The sequence below is a fragment of the Chryseobacterium sp. FR054 genome (assembly GCF_056844565.1).
Map to the genome: position 1 here is coordinate 1,165,106 of NZ_JBXDSA010000002.1, position 23,442 is coordinate 1,188,547.

The 23,442-nt window shown below is 39.1% G+C and carries 23 protein-coding genes; 18 read left to right on the top strand and 5 right to left on the bottom strand.

Annotated elements, in window-relative coordinates:
* Nucleotides 1-150 precede the first annotated feature (150 nt).
* From AC106S_RS12515 to argH, 8 genes are all read left to right on the top strand, one after another.
* Complete coding sequence (locus AC106S_RS12515; protein WP_482439495.1) at nucleotides 151-828, top strand: GNAT family N-acetyltransferase; 678 nt, start codon at nucleotides 151-153, stop codon at nucleotides 826-828.
* The gene (locus AC106S_RS12520; protein ID WP_482439497.1) at nucleotides 800-1,993 is read left to right on the top strand and encodes an argininosuccinate synthase; all 1,194 of its coding nucleotides are present in this window, start codon (nucleotides 800-802) and stop codon (nucleotides 1,991-1,993) included. The genes AC106S_RS12515 and AC106S_RS12520 overlap by 29 nt, the downstream gene beginning before the upstream one ends.
* Nucleotides 1,994-2,148: 155 nt before the next feature.
* Entirely contained in the window at nucleotides 2,149-3,114 is a 966-nt protein-coding gene (argC, locus tag AC106S_RS12525) for an N-acetyl-gamma-glutamyl-phosphate reductase (RefSeq protein ID WP_482439499.1), read from the top strand.
* Nucleotides 3,115-3,203: 89 nt separating this feature from the next.
* Nucleotides 3,204-4,343 (top strand): aspartate aminotransferase family protein, encoded by a 1,140-nt coding sequence (locus AC106S_RS12530; RefSeq protein ID WP_482439501.1) that lies wholly within the window; start codon nucleotides 3,204-3,206, stop codon nucleotides 4,341-4,343.
* Between the two features lie 92 nt (nucleotides 4,344-4,435).
* Entirely contained in the window at nucleotides 4,436-5,389 is a 954-nt protein-coding gene (locus tag AC106S_RS12535; RefSeq protein WP_482439503.1) for an N-acetylornithine carbamoyltransferase, read from the top strand.
* Between the two features lie 279 nt (nucleotides 5,390-5,668).
* Entirely contained in the window at nucleotides 5,669-6,463 is a 795-nt protein-coding gene (gene argB / locus AC106S_RS12540; protein ID WP_482439505.1) for an acetylglutamate kinase, read from the top strand.
* Nucleotides 6,438-7,520, top strand: a complete 1,083-nt coding sequence (locus tag AC106S_RS12545; RefSeq protein WP_482439506.1) for a M20 family metallo-hydrolase — start codon at nucleotides 6,438-6,440, stop codon at nucleotides 7,518-7,520. The genes argB and AC106S_RS12545 overlap by 26 nt, the downstream gene beginning before the upstream one ends.
* Nucleotides 7,521-7,746: 226 nt before the next feature.
* Nucleotides 7,747-9,051 carry an argininosuccinate lyase gene (gene argH / locus AC106S_RS12550; protein WP_482439508.1) on the top strand — a complete coding sequence of 435 codons (1,305 nt, stop codon included), beginning with the start codon at nucleotides 7,747-7,749 and terminating at the stop codon, nucleotides 9,049-9,051.
* Nucleotides 9,052-9,404: 353 nt separating this feature from the next.
* Here the strand turns inward: argH and AC106S_RS12555 are convergent, their stop codons facing one another.
* A complete protein-coding gene (locus tag AC106S_RS12555) occupies nucleotides 9,405-9,866 on the bottom strand; it encodes an Lrp/AsnC family transcriptional regulator (RefSeq protein ID WP_153391378.1) in 462 nt (153 codons plus the stop codon).
* Between the two features lie 240 nt (nucleotides 9,867-10,106).
* Here AC106S_RS12555 and AC106S_RS12560 point away from each other — a divergent pair, with 240 nt between their 5' ends.
* The 5 genes from AC106S_RS12560 to AC106S_RS12580 all read left to right on the top strand — a co-directional run bounded on the left by AC106S_RS12560 (nucleotide 10,107) and on the right by AC106S_RS12580 (nucleotide 16,641).
* Entirely contained in the window at nucleotides 10,107-10,997 is an 891-nt protein-coding gene (locus AC106S_RS12560) for an aspartate carbamoyltransferase catalytic subunit (RefSeq protein ID WP_482439510.1), read from the top strand.
* A gap of 183 nt (nucleotides 10,998-11,180) precedes the next feature.
* Nucleotides 11,181-12,257, top strand: coding sequence for a carbamoyl phosphate synthase small subunit (locus tag AC106S_RS12565; RefSeq protein ID WP_482439512.1), 1,077 nt, complete (start codon nucleotides 11,181-11,183; stop codon nucleotides 12,255-12,257).
* Nucleotides 12,258-12,262: 5 nt separating this feature from the next.
* Nucleotides 12,263-12,709 carry an IS200/IS605 family transposase gene (gene tnpA, locus AC106S_RS12570; protein WP_482439513.1) on the top strand — a complete coding sequence of 149 codons (447 nt, stop codon included), beginning with the start codon at nucleotides 12,263-12,265 and terminating at the stop codon, nucleotides 12,707-12,709.
* Between the two features lie 168 nt (nucleotides 12,710-12,877).
* A complete protein-coding gene (gene carB, locus AC106S_RS12575; protein ID WP_482439515.1) occupies nucleotides 12,878-16,060 on the top strand; it encodes a carbamoyl-phosphate synthase large subunit in 3,183 nt (1,060 codons plus the stop codon).
* Nucleotides 16,061-16,194: 134 nt separating this feature from the next.
* Entirely contained in the window at nucleotides 16,195-16,641 is a 447-nt protein-coding gene (locus AC106S_RS12580; RefSeq protein WP_482439517.1) for a hypothetical protein, read from the top strand.
* 42 nt (nucleotides 16,642-16,683) lie between these two features.
* On the opposite strand, the gene AC106S_RS12585 is transcribed toward AC106S_RS12580, so the two are convergent.
* Nucleotides 16,684-16,953 (bottom strand): helix-turn-helix domain-containing protein, encoded by a 270-nt coding sequence (locus AC106S_RS12585; protein ID WP_482439519.1) that lies wholly within the window; start codon nucleotides 16,951-16,953, stop codon nucleotides 16,684-16,686.
* Between the two features lie 423 nt (nucleotides 16,954-17,376).
* On the opposite strand from AC106S_RS12585, the gene AC106S_RS12590 reads away from it, so the two are divergent.
* On the top strand, nucleotides 17,377-17,874 hold the full coding sequence (locus AC106S_RS12590; protein WP_482439521.1) for a hypothetical protein: 498 nt from the start codon (nucleotides 17,377-17,379) through the stop codon (nucleotides 17,872-17,874).
* 363 nt (nucleotides 17,875-18,237) lie between these two features.
* Here the strand turns inward: AC106S_RS12590 and AC106S_RS12595 are convergent, their stop codons facing one another.
* The 3 genes from AC106S_RS12595 to AC106S_RS12605 form a co-directional block, all read right to left on the bottom strand.
* On the bottom strand, nucleotides 18,238-19,080 hold the full coding sequence (locus tag AC106S_RS12595; RefSeq protein WP_482439523.1) for a GLPGLI family protein: 843 nt from the start codon (nucleotides 19,078-19,080) through the stop codon (nucleotides 18,238-18,240).
* Between the two features lie 73 nt (nucleotides 19,081-19,153).
* On the bottom strand, nucleotides 19,154-20,161 hold the full coding sequence (locus AC106S_RS12600) for a hypothetical protein (protein WP_482439525.1): 1,008 nt from the start codon (nucleotides 20,159-20,161) through the stop codon (nucleotides 19,154-19,156).
* A 43-nt stretch (nucleotides 20,162-20,204) separates the two neighbouring features.
* Nucleotides 20,205-21,059: a hypothetical protein gene (locus AC106S_RS12605; protein ID WP_482439527.1), complete on the bottom strand. Its 855-nt coding sequence runs from the start codon at nucleotides 21,057-21,059 to the stop codon at nucleotides 20,205-20,207.
* A 69-nt stretch (nucleotides 21,060-21,128) separates the two neighbouring features.
* On the opposite strand from AC106S_RS12605, the gene AC106S_RS12610 reads away from it, so the two are divergent.
* From AC106S_RS12610 to AC106S_RS12625, 4 genes are read left to right on the top strand one after another with little or no spacing between them, the layout of a single operon-like run.
* Nucleotides 21,129-21,647, top strand: coding sequence for a Crp/Fnr family transcriptional regulator (locus AC106S_RS12610; protein ID WP_482439529.1), 519 nt, complete (start codon nucleotides 21,129-21,131; stop codon nucleotides 21,645-21,647).
* A 53-nt stretch (nucleotides 21,648-21,700) separates the two neighbouring features.
* Complete coding sequence (locus AC106S_RS12615) at nucleotides 21,701-22,249, top strand: DinB family protein (RefSeq protein ID WP_482439530.1); 549 nt, start codon at nucleotides 21,701-21,703, stop codon at nucleotides 22,247-22,249.
* A gap of 42 nt (nucleotides 22,250-22,291) precedes the next feature.
* Entirely contained in the window at nucleotides 22,292-22,804 is a 513-nt protein-coding gene (locus tag AC106S_RS12620) for a methylated-DNA--[protein]-cysteine S-methyltransferase (protein ID WP_482439531.1), read from the top strand.
* Nucleotides 22,805-22,833: 29 nt separating this feature from the next.
* Nucleotides 22,834-23,439 (top strand): DUF2911 domain-containing protein, encoded by a 606-nt coding sequence (locus tag AC106S_RS12625; RefSeq protein ID WP_482439532.1) that lies wholly within the window; start codon nucleotides 22,834-22,836, stop codon nucleotides 23,437-23,439.
* Nucleotides 23,440-23,442 lie beyond the last annotated feature (3 nt).

The following is a 23,442-nucleotide window of genomic DNA, read 5'->3' on the forward strand; positions in this document are numbered from 1 at the left end:
TTTTAGCAAATATATAATAATTTAGCAAATATATAATTTAACACAAAGATAATTTTACCTGTTGATTTTATTTAAACAAAAAAAATATCTTTTTAATTTGGATTTTAAAGAAATTATATTTTAAATTTGCCAAAAAATTTAGATAAATAAATGGAAATAGAAATTTCCTCATGCGCACATCTGATGTATGTGAGTGAAATACAGCAGGAAATGTATGATTCTGCACAGCGCAGAGGAACAGGGATCGCAAAGCGTTCCCTTGAGTATTTGAGTAAAAAAATTTCAGAAGGCAATGCTGTTGTAGCTACTGAAAATGGAGAGTGGGTAGGTTTCTGCTATATAGAAACCTGGTCGCACGGGAAATTTGTAGCCAATTCAGGACTTATTGTTTCTCCGAAATTCAGGAACGGAGGGGTTGCCACTCAGATCAAACAAAAAGTTTTCCAGCTGTCCAGAGATAAATATCCGGATGCAAAAGTATTCGGACTGACAACAGGGCTTGCGGTAATGAAGATCAACAGTGATCTCGGGTATAAACCGGTGATTTATTCCGAACTGACACAGGATGAGGAATTCTGGAACGGATGCAAAAGCTGTGTGAACTATGAAATATTAATGATGAAGGAACGTAAGAACTGTCTTTGTACGGCCATGCTTTTTGTTCCTGATAAGAAAGCAGCAGCCGGAACTTCAGAGGATCAGTCCGAAAATGAGTATGATCATAAAATCAGTCAGGTGGATGTGGATGATCATCTTGATGAATTTCACCGGACCATTAAAAATAATAAAAAGAATTCAGATGAAAAAGAAAGTCATCTTAGCGTTTAGCGGAGGTTTAGATACCTCTTACTGTGCAAAATACCTGAGTGAAACACTGGAGTATGATGTATATGCAGTCACTGTAAATACCGGAGGTTTTTCTAAAGAAGAAGAAAAAGAACTGGAGAAAAAAGCCCTGAATCTCGGGGTAAAAGAATACAGGTGTGTAGACGCTCAGGAGGATTATTATAATTCCTGTGTAAAATATCTGATCTTCGGAAATGTTTTGAAAAACAATACATATCCTTTGTCTGTAAGTGCTGAACGTACCATTCAGGCGCAGGAAATTGCAAAATATGCCATAGAAGTGAATGCTGATGCCATTGCGCACGGAAGTACAGGAGCCGGAAACGATCAGGTACGTTTTGATTTGATTTTTCAGGTGATGTGCCCGGAAATGGAGATCATTACACCAATCCGTGATAAGGCTCTGTCCCGCGAAGAGGAAATTGAATTTTTAAAGAGTCATGGCTATGAGATGGAATTCCATAAAGCACAGTATTCTGTAAATAAAGGACTTTGGGGAACCTCTGTAGGAGGGAAAGAAACACTGACCTCCAGAAATTATCTTCCGGAAGAAGCTTTTCCTTCACAAATAAAAGAAACGGAGCCTTCCGATCTGGAAATTGAATTTAAAAACGGAGAAGTAATTGCGGTGAATGGAGAAAGCTTTAAGCATCCTGTATATGCTATTCAGGAAATAGAAAAACTGGCATCTGCTTATGGAATTGGACGTGATATTCATGTGGGAGATACAATTGTAGGAATCAAAGGAAGAGTAGGATTTGAAGCGGCAGCGGCATCAGTCATTATAAAAGCCCATCATTTACTGGAAAAACATACCCTTTCAAAATACCAGCAGATGATGAAATCACAGCTTTCCGACTGGTATGGAAACTGGCTTCATGAAGCACTTTTCCTGGATCCTGTAATGAGAAATATTGAAACCTTTTTATCGGATTCTCAAAAAATGGTAACCGGAAAAGTATTTGTAACCCTTTATCCATACAGGTTCATCCTAAACGGAATTGAATCCGGTCATGATCTGATGTCTGATAAATTCGGCAGCTATGGCGAAGCCAACAGGGCCTGGAGCGGTGAAGATGTAAAAGGCTACACCAAAATTGTAAGCAACTCCCTGAATATATACCACCAGGTGAATTCAACATTATAAAAACAGGAGTTCCGAAGGAACGACTTAACGAAAGATAGGATGCAATCCTGTCAATTTAAATCCAACCGAAACATCCGTCAAAAGAGTTCCGGAGGAACGATTTAATAAAGATAGGATGCAATCCTGTCAAATTTTATCAATTATCAACATTCAAAATGAAAAAAACAGTAGGAATTGTAGGCGCCAACGGCTACACAGGAAGCGAATTGGTCCGTCTTCTGGCTTTTCATCCTCATGTGTCATTGAGTTTTTTATATAGCCGTTCCAATCCGGGAACAAAGATTTCAGATTTGTATCCGGATTTAGCAACCGTTTGCGAGGATGCTCTGACGGATCAGCCAAAAGAGACAGATATCCTTTTCCTTTGTCTTCCTCATAAAGAAAGCCGGAATTGGCTGATGCAGAATCCTGTCAGTGAAGAAACGTTGGTCATTGATCTGGGAAATGATTTCCGTTTGGATGGGAAATTGGAAAACAGAAATTTTATCTACGGACTTCCTGAAATCAATAAAAAACATCTGAATGGGACGAAAAATATTGCCAATCCGGGATGTTTTGCTACGGCAATTCAGCTGGCATTACTGCCTCTGGCTGAAAAAGGATTGCTGGATGAGGTTTTTACCACAGGAATTACAGGTTCCACAGGAGCCGGGCAGTCATTACAGGCCACTACCCATTTTACATGGAGGAACGATAATATCTCAGCATACAAAACGTTGTCGCATCAGCATGTTGATGAGGTTTTGAAACAGCTGGTTTCGTTTAATCATAAAGAGATCAGTTTGAACTTTGTACCATGGAGAGGCGATTTTGCAAGAGGAATTTTTACAAGTTCTACTGTAAAAACAGATTTAATACTTTCAGAAATAAGTCAGTTGTATCAGGATTTTTATGCGGATGAACCTTTTGTAAAGGTAAGTGAGAAAGCAATTGATTTAAAACAGGTTGTCAATACCAATCGCTGTGTGATTCAGATTGAGAAAAGTGGAAATGTAGCCGTTATTCACTCAGCGATTGACAATTTGTTGAAAGGAGCTTCAGGACAGGCAGTTCAGAATATGAATATTTCAATGGGCTGGAAAGAAAATCTGGGGCTGGATTTGAAGCCGGTAGCGTTTTAAGGTCAATTTTTAGAGAATAGAATTGATTCTGGCAAAAGTTTCCGGTCTTGAATTTTGTTTCAGAACAAAAATGAATTAAAAAAACAAAAATGAATTTATTCAACGTATATCCATTATTTAATATAAACCCGGTAAAGGCTCAGGGATCTTTTCTCTGGGATGAAAAAGGAGAACAGTATCTTGATTTTTATGGAGGGCATGCCGTGATTTCTATCGGACACAACCATCCGTATTATCAGAATAAGCTGAAAGACCAGCTTGAAAAAATTTCTTTCTACTCCAATTCTGTACAGAATAATCTGCAGAATGAACTGGCTGAAAAGCTGGGAGCACTTTCAGGATATGAAGATTACAATCTTTTCCTGTGTAATTCAGGGGCTGAAGCCAATGAAAATGCTTTAAAGCTGGCTTCTTTCCATAATGGGAAAAATAAAGTGCTTTATTTCTCAGGTTCATTTCACGGAAGAACTTCTGCCGCGGTTTCGGTGACAGATAATCCCAGCATTGTAGCACCGGTTAACTTTTCGGAAAGATTCATCAAATCAGAATGGAATAATGTAGAACAGCTTCAGCAGACCTTTGAAAAGCACGGAAACGAAATTTCCTCTGTCATTATGGAAGGTATTCAGGGAGTAGGAGGAATTATGATTCCGACAGCAGAGTTTCTATCCGCAATTAAAGAACTGTGTGAGAAATATGAGGCTGTTCTTATTCTTGATGAAGTGCAGTCCGGCTATGGAAGAAGCGGCTGTTTCTTTGCCCATCAGGAATTCGGGATAACACCTGATATTATCACCACAGCAAAGGGAATGGGAAATGGATTTCCGGTTGGCGGAGTTCTGATTCATCCGAAATTCGAAGCAAGTAATGGTCTGCTCGGAACGACATTTGGCGGGAATCATCTGGCCTGTGCTGCTGCAATCGCAGTACTGGATGTGATGAAAGATGAAAATCTTATTGAAAATGCTCAGAAAATGGGCCAGTATATTGAAAATGAAATTAAAGATCTTCCACATATTCAGGCCATTCGGAGGAAAGGGCTGATGATTGGAATAGAACTCGACAGAGACTGTTCTGAAGTAAGGAAAAACCTGCTGTATGGCCACCACATTTTTACAGGAAACTCCAATGATAAAAATGTATTGAGGATTCTTCCCGCACTCAATATCGGAAAAGAGGAAACAGACCTTTTCATCAATGCCTTGAAAGTGGTATTGGGGAATGTTTAAGAAGCGGAAGAGCAAAACTGAAAAAGACTGAAAAATTAATTTAAACTGAAATGGATATTTCATTTATCCATTAAAAAAACAGAAACTGTCAAATGAAAAAGTTCACCTCTGTAAGTGATGTAGAAAACTTACAGGATATTATAAAAAAAGCTTTAGAAATAAAAGAAAATCCTCTTTCGGAAACCGCGAAAGGAAAAGGAAAAACCATAGGTCTGGTATTCCTGAATTCAAGTCTGAGAACCCGTTTAAGCAGTCAGATTGCTGCCCAGAACTTAGGGTTGAACGTATTGACCTTAAATGCAGCACAGGAAGCCTGGAATCTTGAATTTGCCGATGGTGCTGTAATGAACGGAGATACCGTAGAACACATCAAAGATGCTATTGAAGTACTGAATCAGTACTGCGATATCATTGCGGTACGTTGTTTTGCAGGAATGAAAAATAAAGAAGATGACGTTAACGAAAGCATTTTAAGCCAGTTCGAAAAACATGCGAAAGTACCGGTTGTTTCCCTGGAATCAGCAACGCGGCATCCTTTGCAAAGCCTGGCAGACTGTATTACAATCACTGAAAACTGGAAAGAAGAACGTAAGCCCAAAATAGTTCTTACCTGGGCGCCTCACATCAAACCGATTGCTCAGGCCGTAGGAAATTCTTTTGCAGAATGGATGCAGGAAATGGATGTCGATTTTGTAATCACCAATCCGGAAGGCTATGATCTGGATAAAAACTTTACAAAAGATGTAAAGGTAATTCATGATCAGGATGAAGCTCTCAAAGATGCCGATTTCATTTACGTGAAAAACTGGTCGTCTTTTGATGATTACGCTGCAATGCCCGAAGTAAAAGAAAGCTGGATGCTGACGAATGAAAAACTGGAAAATACCAATCATGCAAAAATAATGCACTGCCTTCCAGTCCGTAGAAATGTAGAACTCAGCGACGAGGTTATGGATGGTGAAAACTCCGTCATCTATCAACAGGCAAAAAACAGAATTTTCTCCGCCCAGGCCGTTTTCAGTGAAATTTTAAACAACATACAATAACAAATCAAAAAAGTCCCAACGGGACGATTCAACCAAGGATAGGATGAAATCCTATCAATTTAAAAAACCGTCAAATTGAAATATAACCCCAAAATCAAAATCTCAACGGGACGATTCAACCAAGGATAGGATGAAATCCTATCAATTTAAAAACCCGCCATTTAAAAACCCGCCAAATTGAAATACAACCCCAAAATCAAAAAAGTCCCAACGGGACGATTCAACCAAGAATAGGATAGAATCCTGTTAAAATATATCAAATATCAATCATAATCCACAATGAACAACAAATTATACATCATAAAAATAGGAGGCGCCCTGATTGACGATGAAGCATTGTTAAATCAGTTTCTGGAGCAGTTTTCCGGAATTAAGGAAAAGAAAATCCTTGTTCATGGAGGAGGAAAGCTGGCGACAACGCTGGCGGATAAGCTCGGTATAGAACAGAAGATGATTAACGGAAGGAGGATTACAGATAAAGAGACATTGGATATTGTAACGATGGTGTATGCAGGCGGAATCAATAAAAATATTGTTGAAAAATTGCAGCAGAAAAAATGTAATGCGATAGGGTTTTCGGGAGCGGACGGTAATTTAATTAAAGCCAAAAAAAGAGAACACCCTGAAATTGACTTCGGATATGTAGGGGATATCAATAAAAAGAGTATCAATAAAAAACTGGTTTCTAAACTGATTAAACTGGATCTTGTTCCCGTATTTTCAGCAATTACCCATGATAAAAAAGGGAATCTTTTCAATACCAATGCAGATACTATTGCCTCTGTAATGGCACAGGCTTTATCAGAAAAATATGAGGTTGAACTGTTGTACTGTTTTGATAAAGAGGGGGTTTTGGAAGATGTTGACGATCCTGAATCTGTAATCAGGAACGTTTCTGAAGAAAAATTTCTAACCTTGAAAAAACAGGGAAAACTTCATAAAGGAATCCTTCCCAAACTGGAAAATGCTCTTGGAGCCATAAAAAATAATGTAAATAAAGTGTTTCTCATCAAAGAAACCGAACTCAAAAATCATATAGAACATCATCATGCAGGAACAGAAATCTGTTTATAGTAAAGAAGAATTATTGAGCAATGCCGTGGAATTGCTTAAAAGCCTGATCGAAATTCCTTCATTCAGCAAAGATGAATTCAATACCTCGGTAGAGATTGAAAATTTCTTCGGAAAGCATCAGATTCCCACGAAACGTTTCAGGAACAATATCTGGGCGGTGAATAAAAACTTTGATGTATTCAAACCGTCAGTCCTGCTCAACACTCACCATGATACAGTAAAACCGAATAAGGCCTACACATTGGACCCGTTTCTGCCGATCGAAAAAGAAGGAAAACTATATGGATTGGGAAGCAATGATGCAGGAGCTTCTTTGGTTTCTATGGCGCAGGTATTTCTGCATTTTTATGAAAAAGAAGATTTAAAATATAATTTAGTTATTGCTTTGACAGCAGAGGAGGAGATTTCAGGATTTGATGGAATTGAAGCCCTGTTTCCGCAGCTTCCCAATGTGGAACTCGCTATTGTAGGAGAACCCACGCAGATGAATCTGGCGATTGCAGAAAAAGGACTTCTGGTTATTGACGGGGAAATGAAAGGAACTACTTCTCACGCTGCTCATCCGAACAATGACAACTCCATCGTAAAATGCATGGAAGACCTTCAGCACATCTTAAACTTCCGGTTTCCGAAAGTTTCCGACTATCTGGGCGAGGTGAAAGTTACTTTGTCAGGAATTCATGCGGGAGTACAGCATAATGTCGTTCCGGAATCATGTTCTTTCACGCTGGATGTAAGAGTTACCGATGAATACTCCAATAAAGAGGCATTTGAAATCATTCAGTCGCAGATGAAATCAGAACTCAGGGCGAGATCTTTCAGGCTCAATTCCTCAAAGATCGAAATGGATCATCCGTTTGTACAGGCCGGCTTGGAAATAGGAAGAACTACTTACGGTTCGCCTACCTCTTCGGATCAGGCAATTATTCCATGTACATCCGTAAAAATAGGTCCTGGAGACAGCAGGCGTTCTCATACAGCCGATGAATACATCTATATAAAAGAAATAGAAGAAGGAATTGAAATCTATATCCGGATTCTGGAAAAAGTTTTATAAAAAAGAGAAAACGAACCGCGGTTTGATGTCTCTTATCAGTCATACATGTTTTAGCTACGCCCGGCAGGGAAATTAAAGTTGAGTTTTTAATAAGGATTTATGCAAAAAGAAAAATTAAAGACAAATGCTTTTGAATGTGGAGATGTTTTTTTAATAGTTTTTTACTGGTAACAGTATATAGTTAAGGATCTCTGCCGGGCAGCTGAAACAAAATAAATAATTATCTATGAAAAAAATATGGCAAAAGGATAATCTTGCTACCAATATATTAGTTAACAGCTTTACAGTCGGGAAAGATCTTGACTTTGATGAACGTCTGGCAAAGTACGACGTTAAAGGATCGATGGCTCACTGCAAAATGCTGGCAGAAACCGGAATTATCTCCGGTGAAGAATCGGAACAGATGCTTTCCGTTCTGCAGATTATTCTAAACGAAATTGAAAATGGTCATTTTGAGATCGACAAAGAAGCTGAGGATATTCATTCCCAGATTGAAGCGATACTCATTGAAAAATTAGGCGATACCGGAAAGAAGATCCATACCGCAAGATCACGTAATGATCAGGTTTTGACAGACATAAAACTCTATCTTTTAGATGAGATCCGTGAGATTACTCTGTTAACGGATGAGTTTTTTCAGATCCTTACAGGACTTGCGGACCGGCATAAAAACATACTGCTTCCGGGATATACCCATCTTCAGATTGCCATGCCGTCATCTTTCGGATTATGGTTTGGGGCCTATGCTGAAGCTTTGCTGGATGATATTGAACTCCTGTTTTCGGTGAAGAACATCATCAACAAAAATCCTTTGGGTTCAGCGGCCGGCTATGGCTCTTCATTTCCGATCGACAGAGAAAGTACAACCTATAACCTGGGGTTTCGGTCGATGAATTATAATTCGGTATATGCCCAGATGACCAGAGGGAAATCAGAGAAATTACTCTCTATGGCTATGGCCGTATTGGCAGGAACACTTTCGAAATTTGCCTATGATGTCTGTCTGTATCTTAATCAGAACTTCGATTTCATTAGCTTTCCAAAAGAATTTACCACAGGAAGCAGTATCATGCCCCATAAAAAGAATCCGGATATTTTCGAGTTGGTTCGCGCACGGTGCAACAGAATCCAGTCGCTTCCAAATGAACTGATCATGCTTACCAACAACCTTCCGTCAGGTTACCACAGAGATGTACAGCTCACAAAAGAAATCCTTTTCCCGGCTATCGATTCATTAAAGGAATGTCTGGAAATTTTAAATTATACCCTTCCGAATATTCAGGTGAAAGATGGGATTCTTGAAGATGAAAAGTATAAATATCTGTTCAGTGTGGAAAAGATCAATGAAGAAGTAAAGAATGGAAGCTCATTCCGCGATGCCTATATCAAAATAGGACAGGAGATTGAAAACCTTGAATTTGAATTTGAAAAAGGAGAATTGAATCATACCCACCAGGGAAGCATAGGAAATCTCTGCCTGGATAAAATAGAATACCAGTTCAGTAAGCTGAAAAATAAATTATTGGGTTGATCTTAAACAATATGTGTTAAAGATCTTATCAAAGCTTCGGTTTCTCTCAGTTGATAGATACCTCTGATCATAGAAGTCATTCCGCAGTGCTGTCATGCTGAGCGGAATCGAAGCATCTTTAAATGAATAGAATGGATTTAAATTAAATAAATATTGTAGATATGTAAAAAGGATAAGAATGGAAATCAGATTGAGTGCAGATGAACTGAGATAAAAACAAGGGATATAAAGTGCGGCAAAGTAAAAAGACTTTGTATTTCAAAAATAAGCGAAGCGCCTTTGTCTATCCTAAAAACGCTCAGCAATATTTCTCTTTGTGTATTCTTGCGATTAATTAAAAAAATAATTAAAAACTACTCCAGATCAATCTTAAACTTGGTAGATTTTTTCACCTCGTGAAGCACAATAGAACTGTGATATTGCCCTATATTAGGAATATTTGAAATAACATTGACTGCAAAGTCATTATATGAGTTAATGTCCTTAGCGATAATTTTAAGCATATAATCATACTCTCCGGAAAGACTGATGATCTCCTGTACTTCGTCATGTTTACCAATATTCTTTTCAAAAGTCTCCAGGACTTTCTGAGATTGTTCCTTTAAACGGACGTTGCAGTAAACCACAATATTAAGACCCAGCTTTTCACGGTTTAAAAGACCTACATATTTCTCAATAATGCCCTGCTTCTCCAGCTGCTTGATCCGTTCATACGTTGGAGTAAAGGTAAGACCAATCCTTTCTGAGATTTCCTTAACAGATAAAGTGGAATCTTCCTGGATGATACTGAGAATCATTTTGTCTTTTAAATCCATAAAATAAATTTGAGTTGAAACAAAAATAGTATTTATAAATGAAAATAAGGAAAGAACCACCGTTTTAATTTATTTGAAAAATTGGTTTTGTAGATTCGTGAAATTTTTATATCTTTGCACCTAATGAATAAAAAAGTATTTATATCATTAGATTTACCGGGCGAAAGCGCCCTTTACGATATTTATTGTTATTAAGCGAAGATTTGTCTTCGCTTTTTTTATGCTCAAAAATTAAGAAATATGTTTACGATTACAGAACTTAGCACCGAGAGAATCAATAGTATACTGACTGAGGCAATGGCTTTTGCCAACGGAAAAACTGCTAAAATTCAAGGAGAAGTTTTCTGCTCAAATCTTTTCTTTGAAGACAGTACAAGAACAAAGACAAGCTTCGATATGGCAGAAAGAAAACTGGGACTTCAGGTAGTTCCTTTTGATGCCACGAACAGTTCAGTAAATAAAGGAGAGAGTCTTTATGACACCGTAAAGACTATTGAAAGCATCGGAATCAACCTGGTTGTAATCAGAGATAAAAAAGACCGTTATTTTGAAGAACTTAAAAATATAAATATTCCGGTAATCAATGGAGGAGACGGAACAGGAAATCACCCTTCACAGTGTATGCTGGATCTGCTGACCATCTACCAGGAATTCGGAAAATTTGAAGGACTGAAAGTAGGAATCGTAGGAGATGTAAAGCACAGCCGTGTAGCCAACTCCAATGCTGAAGCTTTAAGAAGATTAGGCGCTAAAGTATATTTCTCAGGACCCGAACAGTGGTTTGATGAAGGAGCTCTGATCAACGGAACTTATCTGGCTTTAGACGAACTGATCGCTGAAGTGGATGTTTTAATGCTCCTGAGAATACAGCATGAAAGACACGATGCCAAAATGAGCTTCTCCGCTTCAGAATACCACAGAAGATACGGGCTGACGAAAGAAAGAGAAAAAGCAATGAAAGACGGTGCTATCATCATGCATCCGGCACCCATCAACAGAGGAGTTGAAATAGATACCGACCTGGTGGAATGTACACGCTCAAGAGTCTTCAGACAAATGCAGAACGGCGTTTTTGCCAGAATGGCCATCTTAAAAGAAGCCCTTGAACAAAAAGGATATACCTTTAAATAAAAAAGAGCCCCAAAGGGGCGATTTACCATAGCCAGGGGTGAAACCCTTGGCTAATAATAATGAAGACAAAATTATGTGAGCCCGTAGAGCAATCTAATTAATAGCCACGGGTGAAACCCATAGAAAAAGAATGAAGGCCCGTAGGGGCAACCTGTAAATAAAAAGAAAATCTAAATAGAAAAAATGAAGAAAAAATTAATACTGGAGTCCGGTGAAGTGTTTCATGGAGAAGGTTTCGGAGCAGATTTGGAAACTGCCGGAGAAGTAGTTTTCAATACCGGAATGACAGGGTATCAGGAACTGATCTCTGACCCGTCCTACTGCGGTCAGATTGTTTGTATGACCTATCCGCTTATCGGGAATTATGGTATTAACCGTGATGATTATGAGAGTATTGAGCCGGCTATTAAAGGACTTATCGTAAAAGAGCTTTGCGATCTTCCTTCCAATTTCCGTACTCAGATTACTTTAGATGAATTATTTAAGAAGAAAAAGCTTTCAGGAATTTCAGGGATTGATACCCGTAAGCTGACCAGAATTCTTCGTAACCAGGGAGTGGTAAAAGGAAAAATCGTGAATGTGGATGCAGATGAAAATGCAGTAGCTGCTGAATTGAAATCAACGACCTTCCCAATCAATCAGGTGGAAGAAGTTTCTACAAAAACGCCTTATGCCAATCCAAACAGAGGTTTCAAGGTGGTTTTGGTAGATTTCGGAGCAAAACTGGGAATTATCAGAGAATTATCCCAAAGAAACTGTGACATTATTGTAGTTTCTCAGGATACAACAGCAGAAGAGATCTTATTGATGAATCCTGACGGGATTATGCTGTCAAACGGTCCTGGCGACCCGGAAGATGTTCCACACGCGCTGGATATGATCAGAGGTTTGTTAGGAAAAGTTCCGATTTTCGGGATCTGTTTAGGACATCAGCTGATCGGATTGGCCTGCGGTGCAAAAACATTCAAACTGAAATTCGGACATAGGGGAGGAAACCATCCGGTACTGGATTTAGAGAAAAACAAAGTGGCAATTACTTCCCAGAATCACGGTTATGCAGTAGACCAGGAGAGTTTGAAAGGAACAGATCTTATTGAAACACATATCGCATTGAATGACAGAACCAACGAAGGGTTAAGACACAAAATCCACCCATGTTTCTCAGTTCAGTATCACCCTGAAGCAAGCCCGGGCCCTGAAGATGCGAATTACCTGTTTGATGAGTTCATTGATTTAATGGAAAACTTTAAAAATAAATAAGGGAAATGTCAACATTCCGCCAGATATATTATCAGATTGTGTTTAGTACAAAGAACAGGGTTCCTGTATTAAATATTGAACATGAAGATCAGTTATACAAATATATTTGGGGGATTGTAAAGAATAAGAATTGTAAACTTTATAGGATTAATGGAATGCCGGATCATATTCATTTATTCACAGATTTGCATCCGTCTGTTTCTTTAAGCAGTCTGGTAAAAGACATAAAAGTTTCAAGTAATTTGTGGATGAAGCAAAGTGGATTATTTCCCGGTTTTGAAGAATGGCAGAGTGGCTACGGAGCATTCACTTATTCTGAAAGAGAAAAAGATATGATCATCAGTTATATTAAAAAGCAGAAAGAGCATCATAAAAGTGAATCTTTTGAAGCTGAATATAAGAATTTGTTAAAGTCTCATGGAGTTGAATTTGATGAAAAATATTTGTGGTAAATAATGTTCAACCCACTTCGTGGGTTGTCCGAATATAATTAAAAATTCCAATCCATAGGTATAAAATTCAGCCACTTCGTGGCTGCCCCAAAAAACAAAACAGAACCATGAAATGGTTCAGCAGTAATAGCTACGGATGAAATCCGTGGAATAATAAAAAAAAGAAAAATGGCAAAACGTACAGATATAAAAACAATTTTAGTAATCGGTTCCGGACCAATCATCATCGGTCAGGCAGCGGAATTTGATTATGCGGGAACGCAGGCTTGTTTGTCTTTGAAAGAAGAAGGGTACAAAGTGATCCTGATCAATTCAAACCCTGCAACGATCATGACGGATGTAGAAATCGCGGATAAAGTATATATCGAGCCGATTTCATTACAGTTTGTAAGTCACATCATCAGAAAAGAGCGTCCGGATGCGCTTTTACCGACGCTTGGAGGGCAGACTGGTCTTAACATGGCGGTAGAGTTGGAAAAATCAGGAATTCTTGAAGAGTGTAAAGTAGAAGTTTTGGGAACAAAGCTTTCAGCGATCAACAGAGCGGAGGACAGAGATCTGTTCCGTGAGCTGATGAGAGAACTGAATGAGCCGGTTCCGGAATCAGATATCGTAAACACCGTAGAAGGGGCTTTAGGATTTGCTGACAATATCGGTTATCCTGTAATTGTCCGTCCGGCCTTTACAATGGGAGGGACTGGAGGAGGAATCGCTTCCAATGAAACCGAGCTGAAAGAAATTGCTGAACTTGGATTGAAGCATAGCCCTGTTACCCAGTGTCTTATCGAAAAATCAATCGCAGGTTTCAAAGAAATTGAATACGAAGTAATGCGTGATGCCAACGACAACGCGATTGTGGTTTGTAACATGGAAAACATCGATCCGGTGGGAGTTCATACAGGAGATTCAATTGTAGTGGCACCATCCCAGACCCTTTCAGACAGAGAATATCAGCTGTTGAGAAATGCATCGTTAAAAATCATCAGAGCATTGGGAATTGAAGGAGGATGTAACGTACAGCTGGCACTCGATCCGCATTCATTCAACTACTATATCATCGAAGTTAACCCGAGAGTTTCCCGTTCATCAGCTTTAGCAAGTAAGGCAACAGGATATCCGATTGCAAAGATTGCAGCGAAAATCGCAGTAGGATTAACCCTTGATGAAATCATGAACCCGGTAACAGGAAAAACATACGCCTGCTTTGAACCAGCCCTTGACTATGTGGTGACAAAATTCCCGAGATTCCCGTTCGATAAATTCGAAACAGCGGACAGAAGACTTTCAACACAGATGAAGGCAACAGGAGAAGTAATGGCCATCGGAAGAAACTTCGAGGAATCTTTGCAGAAAGCCATCCGCTCTCTTGAAACCGGAATCAGACACTTAGGATTAAAAACAAAACAGGCACAGGCACTTACCGCTGAAGAAATAGAAAGAAGAATCAGAGTATGCGACGATGAGAGATTATTCATCATCGGAGATGCTTTAAGAAGAGGATACGACTGGGAACAGATCGTAGAATGGAGCAAAATTGACAAATTCTTCATCTGGAAACTGAAAAAATTAGTGGATTTCGAAAAAACGATCGCCGCTAATAAATTTGATAAAGAAACTTTAATCCAGGCTAAGAAATTAGGCTTTGCAGACCTGAATATCGCTCACCTTTGGGAAGTATCACAGAGAGAGGTTTTCAACTTCAGAAAAGAAAACGGAGTGATGCCGGTATACAAAATGGTAGATACCTGTGCAGCTGAGTTTGAAAGTGAAACACCTTACTTCTACGGAACTTACGAAGAAGAAAACGAAAGTGTGGTTTCAGATAAAGAAAAGATTATCGTTCTGGGTTCAGGACCTATCAGAATCGGACAGGGAGTTGAATTTGACTACGCAACCGTTCACTCGGTTTGGGCCATCAAAGAAATGGGTTACGAGGCGATCATCATCAACAATAATCCGGAGACCGTTTCCACAGACTTCTCCATCTCAGATAAACTTTACTTCGAGCCGCTTACCGAAGAAGATGTAATGAACATCATCGATCTTGAAAAACCTAAAGGGGTAGTTGTACAGTTCGGTGGGCAGACAGCGATCAACCTTGCGGATAAACTGGCCTCTCACGGCGTACAGATCCTGGGGACTTCACTTGAAGACCTTGACAGAGCTGAAAACAGAGATAAATTCGAAAAAGCACTTCAGGAAATGGGAATTCCTCAGCCAAAAGGAAAAACATCCACTTCCAAAGAAGAAGCGATAAAAATTGCCAACGAAATCGGTTATCCGGTGCTGGTTCGTCCGAGTTATGTACTGGGAGGAAGAGCAATGGAGATCGTTTACGCAGAAGCAGAACTTGCCCATTATATGGAGCATGCGGTAGAGGCAAGCCCTGAACACCCTGTTCTGGTAGACAAATACATGGTAGGTAAAGAGATCGAGGTAGATGCGATCTGTGACGGGGAAACCGTAGTGATTCCGGGAATTATGGAACACATCGAAAGAGCGGGGGTTCACTCCGGAGACTCTATCGCGGTATACCCGCCGCAGAATATCTCTCAGAGTGAAGTGGATACACTGGTAGATTACACCCAGAGACTGGCAAAAGGGCTGAACGTAATCGGACTGATGAACATACAGTACGTTCTTTTCGAAGGAAACGTATATGTGATCGAAGTCAACCCGAGATCTTCAAGAACCGTTCCTTTCCTTTCCAAAATCACAGACGTTCCGATGGCGAACCTGGCAACAAAAGCTATTCTTGGACAGAAATTAACAGATCTGGGCTACAAAAACGGCCTGGTTCCGAATAAAGAAGGAGTCTTCGTGAAAGTTCCCGTATTCTCTTTCTCGAAACTGACAAAAGTTGACATCTCCTTAGGCCCTGAAATGAAGTCTACGGGAGAAGTAATGGGGAAAGATACCACGCTGGAAAAAGCACTTTACAAAGGACTGATTGCAGCAGGAAGAAAAGTACCGATGCACGGATCTATCCTGTTCACGGTAGCAGATAAGCATAAGCAGGAAGCTGCTGATCTTGCAGCAAGATTCCATGAAGTAGGTTTCAGAATCTGGGCGACGGAAGGAACCGCGAAATTCTTCGAAGAAAAAGGAATTCCTTGCAAAATAGGATACAAGATCGGAGAAGAGGACGTAAACCTCATCGACCTGATCCAGAAAGGAAAAGTTCAGTATGTAGTAAACACCACCACCAAAGGAAAACAGGCGGAAAGAGACGGATTCCAGATCAGAAGAATGAGCGTGGAAAACGGAGTGCCTTGTCTGACTTCAATGGATACGGTAGAAGCCATCTTAAAAGTAATCGAAAGCATGAGTTTCAAAATGGAAACCATGTAATCAGAACTTAAATAATATTGTAAACCTCATAGACCTCCAAATCTATGAGGTTTTTTTATTAATTTCACTCCACAAAACCTGTTTGAATTAAAGATTTTCGTATAATTTTACAAAAAAGCTTTAAATCAAAATACATGCACATTCTGAAAAAATTCAAATTCTTCTATGGAGTTATTTTCACCCTTGTTCTGTTGGGATGCTCAATACAAACGGATTTTTATATTCAGAATCTTACGCAGACCGGTAAGATTGTTAAAATCAACTATGGAAGGAAGATCATAAATTCGTTGAATAATGATTCCTATGGAAATTTCAGTTTCAATTATCAGGATGGCATTGTGAAACCCGGAGCTTTTAAAAAGAATAAAGATCTGCGGTCTCTGGAAAAAATAAATGTTAATGATTCTGTGATCACCATTGAAATCCCTCCGCATTCAACGGTAAGGATTGAAAAAACACATAATTATTACTGGATGAAAAGTATCGGGAGTATTGAAATTGACGGCCAAAAGCTCAGTGTTAAAGAGGTAAGAGAAAAGTCAGACGAATTTAAAGATGACTATATGTATAAAATTCAATAAAAAAGTCTGAAGAGAAAAAGAAACTACATTTTTCCGATCGGTTTAATCCTCCAGCTGTATTTCTATCCGTTGCTGCTTTACATAGCTGCTGGGAGACATCTGCGTAATTTTTCTGAAATTCCGGTTGAAACTGGATTTGGAATTGAACCCGCACTCAAATGCCAGGGCAAGCAGTGTATATTGCCTGCTTTCCGGCCTGAGCAACAGCTTTTTGAAAGCTTCTACTCTTAAAGTATTGATATAATCGTAAAAGTTTTTTCCTTCCTTAGAATTAATGACCTGGGAAAGTGTACCGGGAAGAACATCCAGCATTTTGGCCAGATCTCCTCGCCAATATCCGGGAATGAAATAAGAGCCTTTGATAAAATTTTTAATTTTGGGCTGGTCCTGTAATTTTATCCGGAATTATTTTAAGCGATCAGGAGAGTTACGCTTTCAGAACATTAAGCAGTTCCTTATCTTAGGATATAATACTTATAAACATCTTTGATCTTTTCTTATCTCAACTTAACATTTAATGTTTCAGATAAAACTTAAACAGACTTTTAAAGTCATTTTAAACCGCTTTTAAATAAGGGTTTTAAAACAGAAATACACATTTTCCCTGCCGAGGTCTGTTTTTTGGTGAAAAACAGTTTAAACTGTACAGGATTATTTATAAATTAGAGCGTTACAAATCAAAATAATCAGTAGCATTCAGAAACAGGCAGGAAATTCATCAAATTAAAACTTACCATGGCAGAATATCAGGCAAAATCGAGCAATTCTCTGACTTTTGAAATGACCAGTGACGGAATTACAATAGGAAAACTGGTGTACAGAAGCTGGTTCAGATTTAATGCTGAAATACAGACATCCGTTCACGCTTATCAGATAGAACCGAAAGGTTTCTGGGGCACAACCATTGAGCTGAAAGATGATGAAAAGGTACTGCTGAAATTCAGGATGAACTGGAACGGGGAAATTGTGGTGCAAACCTATTTTAATGGAGTAAAGGAAAGCTATATTTTTAAACATCGGGGAGTCTTCAAAGATTCATTTGTGCTTACAGATCAGGAAGGAACGGAACTTATGGTTATAAAACCGCACCTGAAATGGACTTCGCTGAATTACGAGTACAGCATCACCACCTCTGATACATTTGAAGCGTCCTCCTATAAAGATATTCTGTTACTCAACTCTTTACACTGTGCCAATTATTATATGGCGCTGATAACATCCGCGGTCATATAAACAGAAAATCCGATATCCCCGGATGTTGCGCTGCTCTTGCACATTTCAGCCGGTATATTCCTGTAAAAGAACTGTTAAAAAGAACCCATTCGCCAGGCTGTCCTGAAGCCGGGTTAGACAGGAATGTAATTTAAGTGCTCCATAGGAGTACTCTGTTCATAGAATTTAGCAGGAGCGGACTGATAATTATATTGATTAATATGTTATTTTACACCTTTGTTTACCTTAAAAAAACATCGGCATTTTACAGATCCTTGTTGATTTTGCGATTAATTAAAAATAACTTCTCACCCAATACTAATAATAAATAAGGCTAAAATTAATTTCCGGCATCATTCTCCCGGTTTTCCGCCTGTTTTCTTTCTAATTTTTCGGGTAAGGAATAGCTTTATCCCGTTCAATCGGATTATATTCTTTTCGGATCTGGTCCTGAGTAGGCTTGGTAAGTTCATAAAACTCCTCTCTCGACTTAATCCTTCTTCCGTTAATCGTTACATACCAGTCAGGGTTGAATTCGGTTCTCATTCTGGCATACGGGTCATTGAAGAACTCAAGATTCAGTTTAATCCAGGTCTTGTAGTTGATCTTCAGGGCATTCAGGTTATAATGCTTTTCAAGAAAGGCTGATGTGTCGTAGGTTTTATCAAAATTGACATTTCTTAAAAGCTGATAAACAAAATGCCTTTGCGAATCTTCAATAGCAACAATTAATCCCGGTAGTCCCCTGAACTTATAAGGCCCTTCTGAAATCGGAAGATCAGAAGTAAACCAGGCCGTCCAGTTTCTGCCTCCGAATTGTGTAGTTGCCTTCTGGATTTTATAACTTCCCAGTGTTTTGGTTTCGTTTTCTATCTTCCATTGGATGGGATCGGTGGATTCATAAACATAATAATAAGGCATCATCATGATCTGTACATAATTCAGGTTGTTATTGGTGTTTATCTTTCTCTTAAGCGTCTGCTGAGACTGGCTCGTATACTGAGAGAATTCATGCTGTGGAAGCCTGGTCAGGGAATCGTTTACCGCAAACTGATATTCATAGAATTTTACTTCATCCGGATTGATATCCAGGACCATTTCCTGCTTTTCATAATCCGTATCCAGAGAATCTACTTTGTACTTAAACTCATAAATAAACCGGTGGGTTTGTGAGAAAATGTTTGCGGAAAAGAGCATAAAAGCTGCAAAAGCTATCGTTTTTTTCATAATAATTTTTTTAGCTGACTAGAGTGTTTTCTGTATAGCGGCAAAATGAGCCAATGCTCTTTTGTCTGTTATTTTAATGTCTGTTATCACATTTGATTTCCATTTCCGGTTCCTTTTTATCAAGGAAGGTAATAACCGGGCATCCGAAAGATTGGGAAAGAAACCCGAATATGACAATAGGTTTTCCTTTCAGAAGATAACCTGTCCACTGCGAAGAATAGTTGGTCATATCCATTTCAACACCGTTAAGAGGATAAAACTCCTGGCCTTCACCTTCATTTACAAATGATTTTTCAAATACCTGCTCTTTTTTATTGTTGAGGACGATCAGTTTTCGCTCGGAAATCTGTCCTTCTTTCAGAAAATCCTGAAGATAATACGTCAGGTCATCATATCGGGCCTGATAAGTCTTTCCGTATTCCGGTTTTACTCCTGAAAAATATTTTTTTGAAACCTCCGGACCTGCCTTTTCCCACTTCACAGGCTTCATTTTATTCTCTGTAAACGGGTTTTCATTTCCAAAAGCGGCAACCGTATTATTGTACAGGGAGTAAGAAGCATCAGTACTTTTCTGTGAATTTACCTTGAATCCCAGCATATAGGAATATCCGTCAATTTCATCACCTGAAGAAACATAAGGACTCAGGTAAGCAACCGCTTTGAGTTGATTGATGGGAAGTTTCTCTGATTTGTTGGATTCATAATTATAGATGAACAGAAAATCATTTTCAGTAAGATGAATGGCATCCAGCATCTTTTTTCTGTACTGAGCATCCAGTTCAAGGTATTTCAGTTTTTCAAAAGGAATCTCTTTCTGTTTTTTGATCATGTCTTCCGGAACGGGATGAGGATCATTATAAATATCCGAAACCGAAATGAAAGAGTCCAGAAAATTATTGTTATCAATAGAATAAATGTCAAACAGATTAACGTTTTTTTCCTCTGTTTTTGTTGTGTTTACAGAAGCGTGGGTGGTAACAACATCAGGAAGTGCTTTTTTTTCCTCTTTTTTGCATCCGGACATGGCCAGCTGGCAGGAAAGTAAAGCAACAGCAGTGTTGATTTTTATTAATCTTTTCAAAGGAAAATTCATGTTGTTTTTTAAATAAGACATCTATTAATTATTAATAAAGTTTATAGTAAGGTTCCGAATAATATTTGCTTGGTTTAATATAAGCCGTTTTTCTGTCGGCATCAAAAATCCAGTTGAATCTCCTCAGCATATCTGCCCCGAAATAATTTTTAGTCTGCATCTTTATTTCCCCCGCAAAAAAACCGGCTGCAACATCCTTCAGGACGAAATTTCCAAGCTTAAAAAAAGGAAGAATGCCCTGTTTGGTCGTAACAACTGTTCCGCTGGAGGTTTTCAGCTGCTTTTCCCCGGCTATTTTCAGGTTTTTGTCAAGCTGCTTTTCATCCGCGAAATCATTACTGTACAGCAGTGCTCCCGAATATCCCGACTGAAGCAAAAATAAAGCTTCCTGCTGTCTTTTACCATCAATAACGTTGTCCCCGTGAATGAAGAACAGATCATTATCAAACAATAGGCTAATGGGCTGATAGCCTTTCAGATCAGGCTTTTTATCATAAACTACAAACATATTGTTGTCATAGTCAATTTTAAAAGCCTTTCCCTGAAACATCCCGGTTCCTATTTTTCCGTCCGCTTCATGGCCCGTGAGTTCATTATCGAAAAAACGGACATTCTTCAGACTTATTTTCCCTATATCCACAGTATTGTTATCACTGATCTCATCTTTGTTAAAGATAATATGATCCGCTTTACGCTGTCTGTTGGGTGAAATAGAAGCCTCTTTCATAGAGATCTGGAACATCAGGTCCAGGGAGTCCTGTTTGTTGACCAGCGTTTTTACAATGATATTATGATGTTGGGTAATCCGAAAAGGGATGGTCTTCTGGGCGTTAAGACTGATAAATCCGGCAGTGAGCAGTATGAGAATATTTGTTTTTTTGAGCATGATCAGGTGATTAGTTATTTAAAAATTTAAAATTACCGATTATCTTTGGAACAGCAAATAATAAAATGGATGATTCAGAAATTGCTGGATAGCGGACTTCACTGGGAAAAGAAAGAATTCAGGCGGAATGAGTTCCTGAAGATTTCAGGAAGTGCAGATACACATATCTATTTTGTAGAAAAGGGAAGCCTCAGGATCTTTATGACCGATAACAGTGAAGAACGCATCATCCGTTTCGGATATACCGGAAATATTATTGTTTCACTGGATTCTTTTTTATCCGGAAAACCATCGGAATTTTATATCCAGGCCATTAAGAAAACAACAGTAAGGACCGCTTCCAAAAAAGACTTTTACCAATTTATTCATACAGATGAAGAACATCTGAAATTCTGGATTTCCGTGCTGGAGGATCTGGTTCTTCAGCAGATAGAACGGGAAAAAGACCTTCTGATCAGCTCTCCGGGAGAACGTTATGCAAGAGTATTGAAAAGAAGCCCGCAGCTGTTTCAGGAAATCCCGAATAAATATATTGCCAATTATCTCAGAATGTCCCCGGAAACTTTGTCCAGATTAAAAAAATCTTGAGTTCCGTCAAGATTCAGGAAAAGAGAAATCAGGAAATTTGCTAAAAAATTAAAATGAAAATTTCTTCAGAACAATTGATCCTTGATCTTCAGAATACCGTGCGGAATGCCATTCAGACTGCCGGAAAAATACAGAACAGATCCGAAAGTGAACTGAATTTCAGAACTTCTGAAAACAGCTGGAGTGCACTGGAATGCCTGGCCCATCTCAACCGTTACGGCAATTTCTATATTCCTGAAATCACCCGCAGGATTTCAGATGCAAAAGTTCCCGCCCGGCCCGTATTTTCTTCCGGGATCTTAGGAAATTATTTTGCAGGCAGCATGCTTCCGAAGGAAAAACTGAATACCATGAAGACCTTTAAAAGTATGAACCCCATCCACAGCCAGCTGAACAAAAGCACGATAGATGAATTCATCAGCCAGCAGCATCAGTTACTGGAGCTGCTGGAAAAAGCAAAAAATATTGATCTGAACAGGACAAAAACAAATATCAGCATCTCGAATTGGATCAGATTGAAATTAGGAGACACCTTCAGGTTTGTCATCAACCATAACCTAAGACACCTTGTACAGGCGGAAAGAGTACTGAAGAATATCTGAAAATCATAACAGAAATGCCGGAAAATGATTACCTTTAATTCAATGGAAATCATATACCGGAAAATCATACAGACTCCGTTGGGAGAGATGGCAGCCTGTGCCGTAGATCAGGGAATCTGCCTGCTGGAATTCACCGACAGGAAGAATGTTGAGAAACAGTTTACGTCCTTATCAAAGGCTTTAAAAGCCGAAATTAAAGAAGGAGAACATTCTCATTTTCAACAGCTGGAAAAAGAACTGGCAGAATATTTTGCCGGAAACAGAATTTCTTTTGAAGTTCCTCTTCATACCACCGGAACAGAGTTTCAGGAGAAAGTCTGGCAATTGCTCCGCGAGATTCCTATGGGAGAGATCAGAACCTACAAACAGCAGTCTGAATTCTTAGGAAATCCTAAGGCGATCCGGGCTGTGGGAACCGCCAATGGAATTAATAAAATAGCAATTCTGATTCCCTGCCACCGGGTGATCGGTTCAAACGGCGAGCTGGTAGGTTATGCCGGAGGAATATGGAGAAAGCAAAAATTATTGGAACTGGAAAAGGCTATTTTGTTTTGATTTTTGTAATTTTATACAAAATTTTACACGTGAAAAAATTATTAGCAGCACTTTGCATATCAGTTTCAGCATTCAGTTTTGCGCAGGACTATTCTGTGCCGGCAGCCAGCCCGCGCCAGAAAGTAGAGCAGCAGTTTTCTATGTCCAAAATCACGATTGATTACGGAAGACCGGGAGTGAAAGGACGTAAAATATTCGGAGAGCTTGTCCCTTACGGACAGGTTTGGAGAGCAGGCGCCAACTCTTCTACGAAAATTACATTCGGACAGTCCGTTAACTTCGGTGGAAAAATGGTTCCGGCAGGAACGTACGGTCTGTTCATCGTACCTACTGAAAAAGAATGGAAAGTTATTTTAAATAAAGATTTCCAGCAGTGGGGAGCCTATACGTATGATCCGAAACAGGATGTGGTAGACGTTACCGTACCGGTAAATCAACTGGCAGATAAACAGGAGTGGTTTGAAATCACCCTGAATCCTACCGATGAGAACTCAGGAAACTTAGTGATCAAATGGGATACGGCTCAGGCTGAAGTGGCTTTAAAACCCGCAAAACCCGATGCAGTGATCAAAATCTCTGATAAATTGAAAGAAATTAAGAAAATTGAAGCTGACGCTGCCAAAACTAAAAGCTAAACA

What these genes read in the sequence shown, in the direction of transcription:
- AC106S_RS12515 (WP_482439495.1), top strand. Translation starts at nt 151, where the DNA reads ATGGAAATAGAAATTTCCTCATGCGCACATCTGATGTATGTGAGTGAA.
- AC106S_RS12520 (WP_482439497.1), top strand. Translation starts at nt 800, where the DNA reads ATGAAAAAGAAAGTCATCTTAGCGTTTAGCGGAGGTTTAGATACCTCT.
- argC (WP_482439499.1), top strand. Translation starts at nt 2,149, where the DNA reads ATGAAAAAAACAGTAGGAATTGTAGGCGCCAACGGCTACACAGGAAGC.
- AC106S_RS12530 (WP_482439501.1), top strand. Translation starts at nt 3,204, where the DNA reads ATGAATTTATTCAACGTATATCCATTATTTAATATAAACCCGGTAAAG.
- AC106S_RS12535 (WP_482439503.1), top strand. Translation starts at nt 4,436, where the DNA reads ATGAAAAAGTTCACCTCTGTAAGTGATGTAGAAAACTTACAGGATATT.
- argB (WP_482439505.1), top strand. Translation starts at nt 5,669, where the DNA reads ATGAACAACAAATTATACATCATAAAAATAGGAGGCGCCCTGATTGAC.
- AC106S_RS12545 (WP_482439506.1), top strand. Translation starts at nt 6,438, where the DNA reads ATGCAGGAACAGAAATCTGTTTATAGTAAAGAAGAATTATTGAGCAAT.
- argH (WP_482439508.1), top strand. Translation starts at nt 7,747, where the DNA reads ATGAAAAAAATATGGCAAAAGGATAATCTTGCTACCAATATATTAGTT.
- AC106S_RS12555 (WP_153391378.1), bottom strand. Translation starts at nt 9,866, where the DNA reads ATGGATTTAAAAGACAAAATGATTCTCAGTATCATCCAGGAAGATTCC.
- AC106S_RS12560 (WP_482439510.1), top strand. Translation starts at nt 10,107, where the DNA reads ATGTTTACGATTACAGAACTTAGCACCGAGAGAATCAATAGTATACTG.
- AC106S_RS12565 (WP_482439512.1), top strand. Translation starts at nt 11,181, where the DNA reads ATGAAGAAAAAATTAATACTGGAGTCCGGTGAAGTGTTTCATGGAGAA.
- tnpA (WP_482439513.1), top strand. Translation starts at nt 12,263, where the DNA reads ATGTCAACATTCCGCCAGATATATTATCAGATTGTGTTTAGTACAAAG.
- carB (WP_482439515.1), top strand. Translation starts at nt 12,878, where the DNA reads ATGGCAAAACGTACAGATATAAAAACAATTTTAGTAATCGGTTCCGGA.
- AC106S_RS12580 (WP_482439517.1), top strand. Translation starts at nt 16,195, where the DNA reads ATGCACATTCTGAAAAAATTCAAATTCTTCTATGGAGTTATTTTCACC.
- AC106S_RS12585 (WP_482439519.1), bottom strand. Translation starts at nt 16,953, where the DNA reads ATGCTGGATGTTCTTCCCGGTACACTTTCCCAGGTCATTAATTCTAAG.
- AC106S_RS12590 (WP_482439521.1), top strand. Translation starts at nt 17,377, where the DNA reads ATGGCAGAATATCAGGCAAAATCGAGCAATTCTCTGACTTTTGAAATG.
- AC106S_RS12595 (WP_482439523.1), bottom strand. Translation starts at nt 19,080, where the DNA reads ATGAAAAAAACGATAGCTTTTGCAGCTTTTATGCTCTTTTCCGCAAAC.
- AC106S_RS12605 (WP_482439527.1), bottom strand. Translation starts at nt 21,059, where the DNA reads ATGCTCAAAAAAACAAATATTCTCATACTGCTCACTGCCGGATTTATC.
- AC106S_RS12610 (WP_482439529.1), top strand. Translation starts at nt 21,129, where the DNA reads ATGATTCAGAAATTGCTGGATAGCGGACTTCACTGGGAAAAGAAAGAA.
- AC106S_RS12615 (WP_482439530.1), top strand. Translation starts at nt 21,701, where the DNA reads ATGAAAATTTCTTCAGAACAATTGATCCTTGATCTTCAGAATACCGTG.
- AC106S_RS12620 (WP_482439531.1), top strand. Translation starts at nt 22,292, where the DNA reads ATGGAAATCATATACCGGAAAATCATACAGACTCCGTTGGGAGAGATG.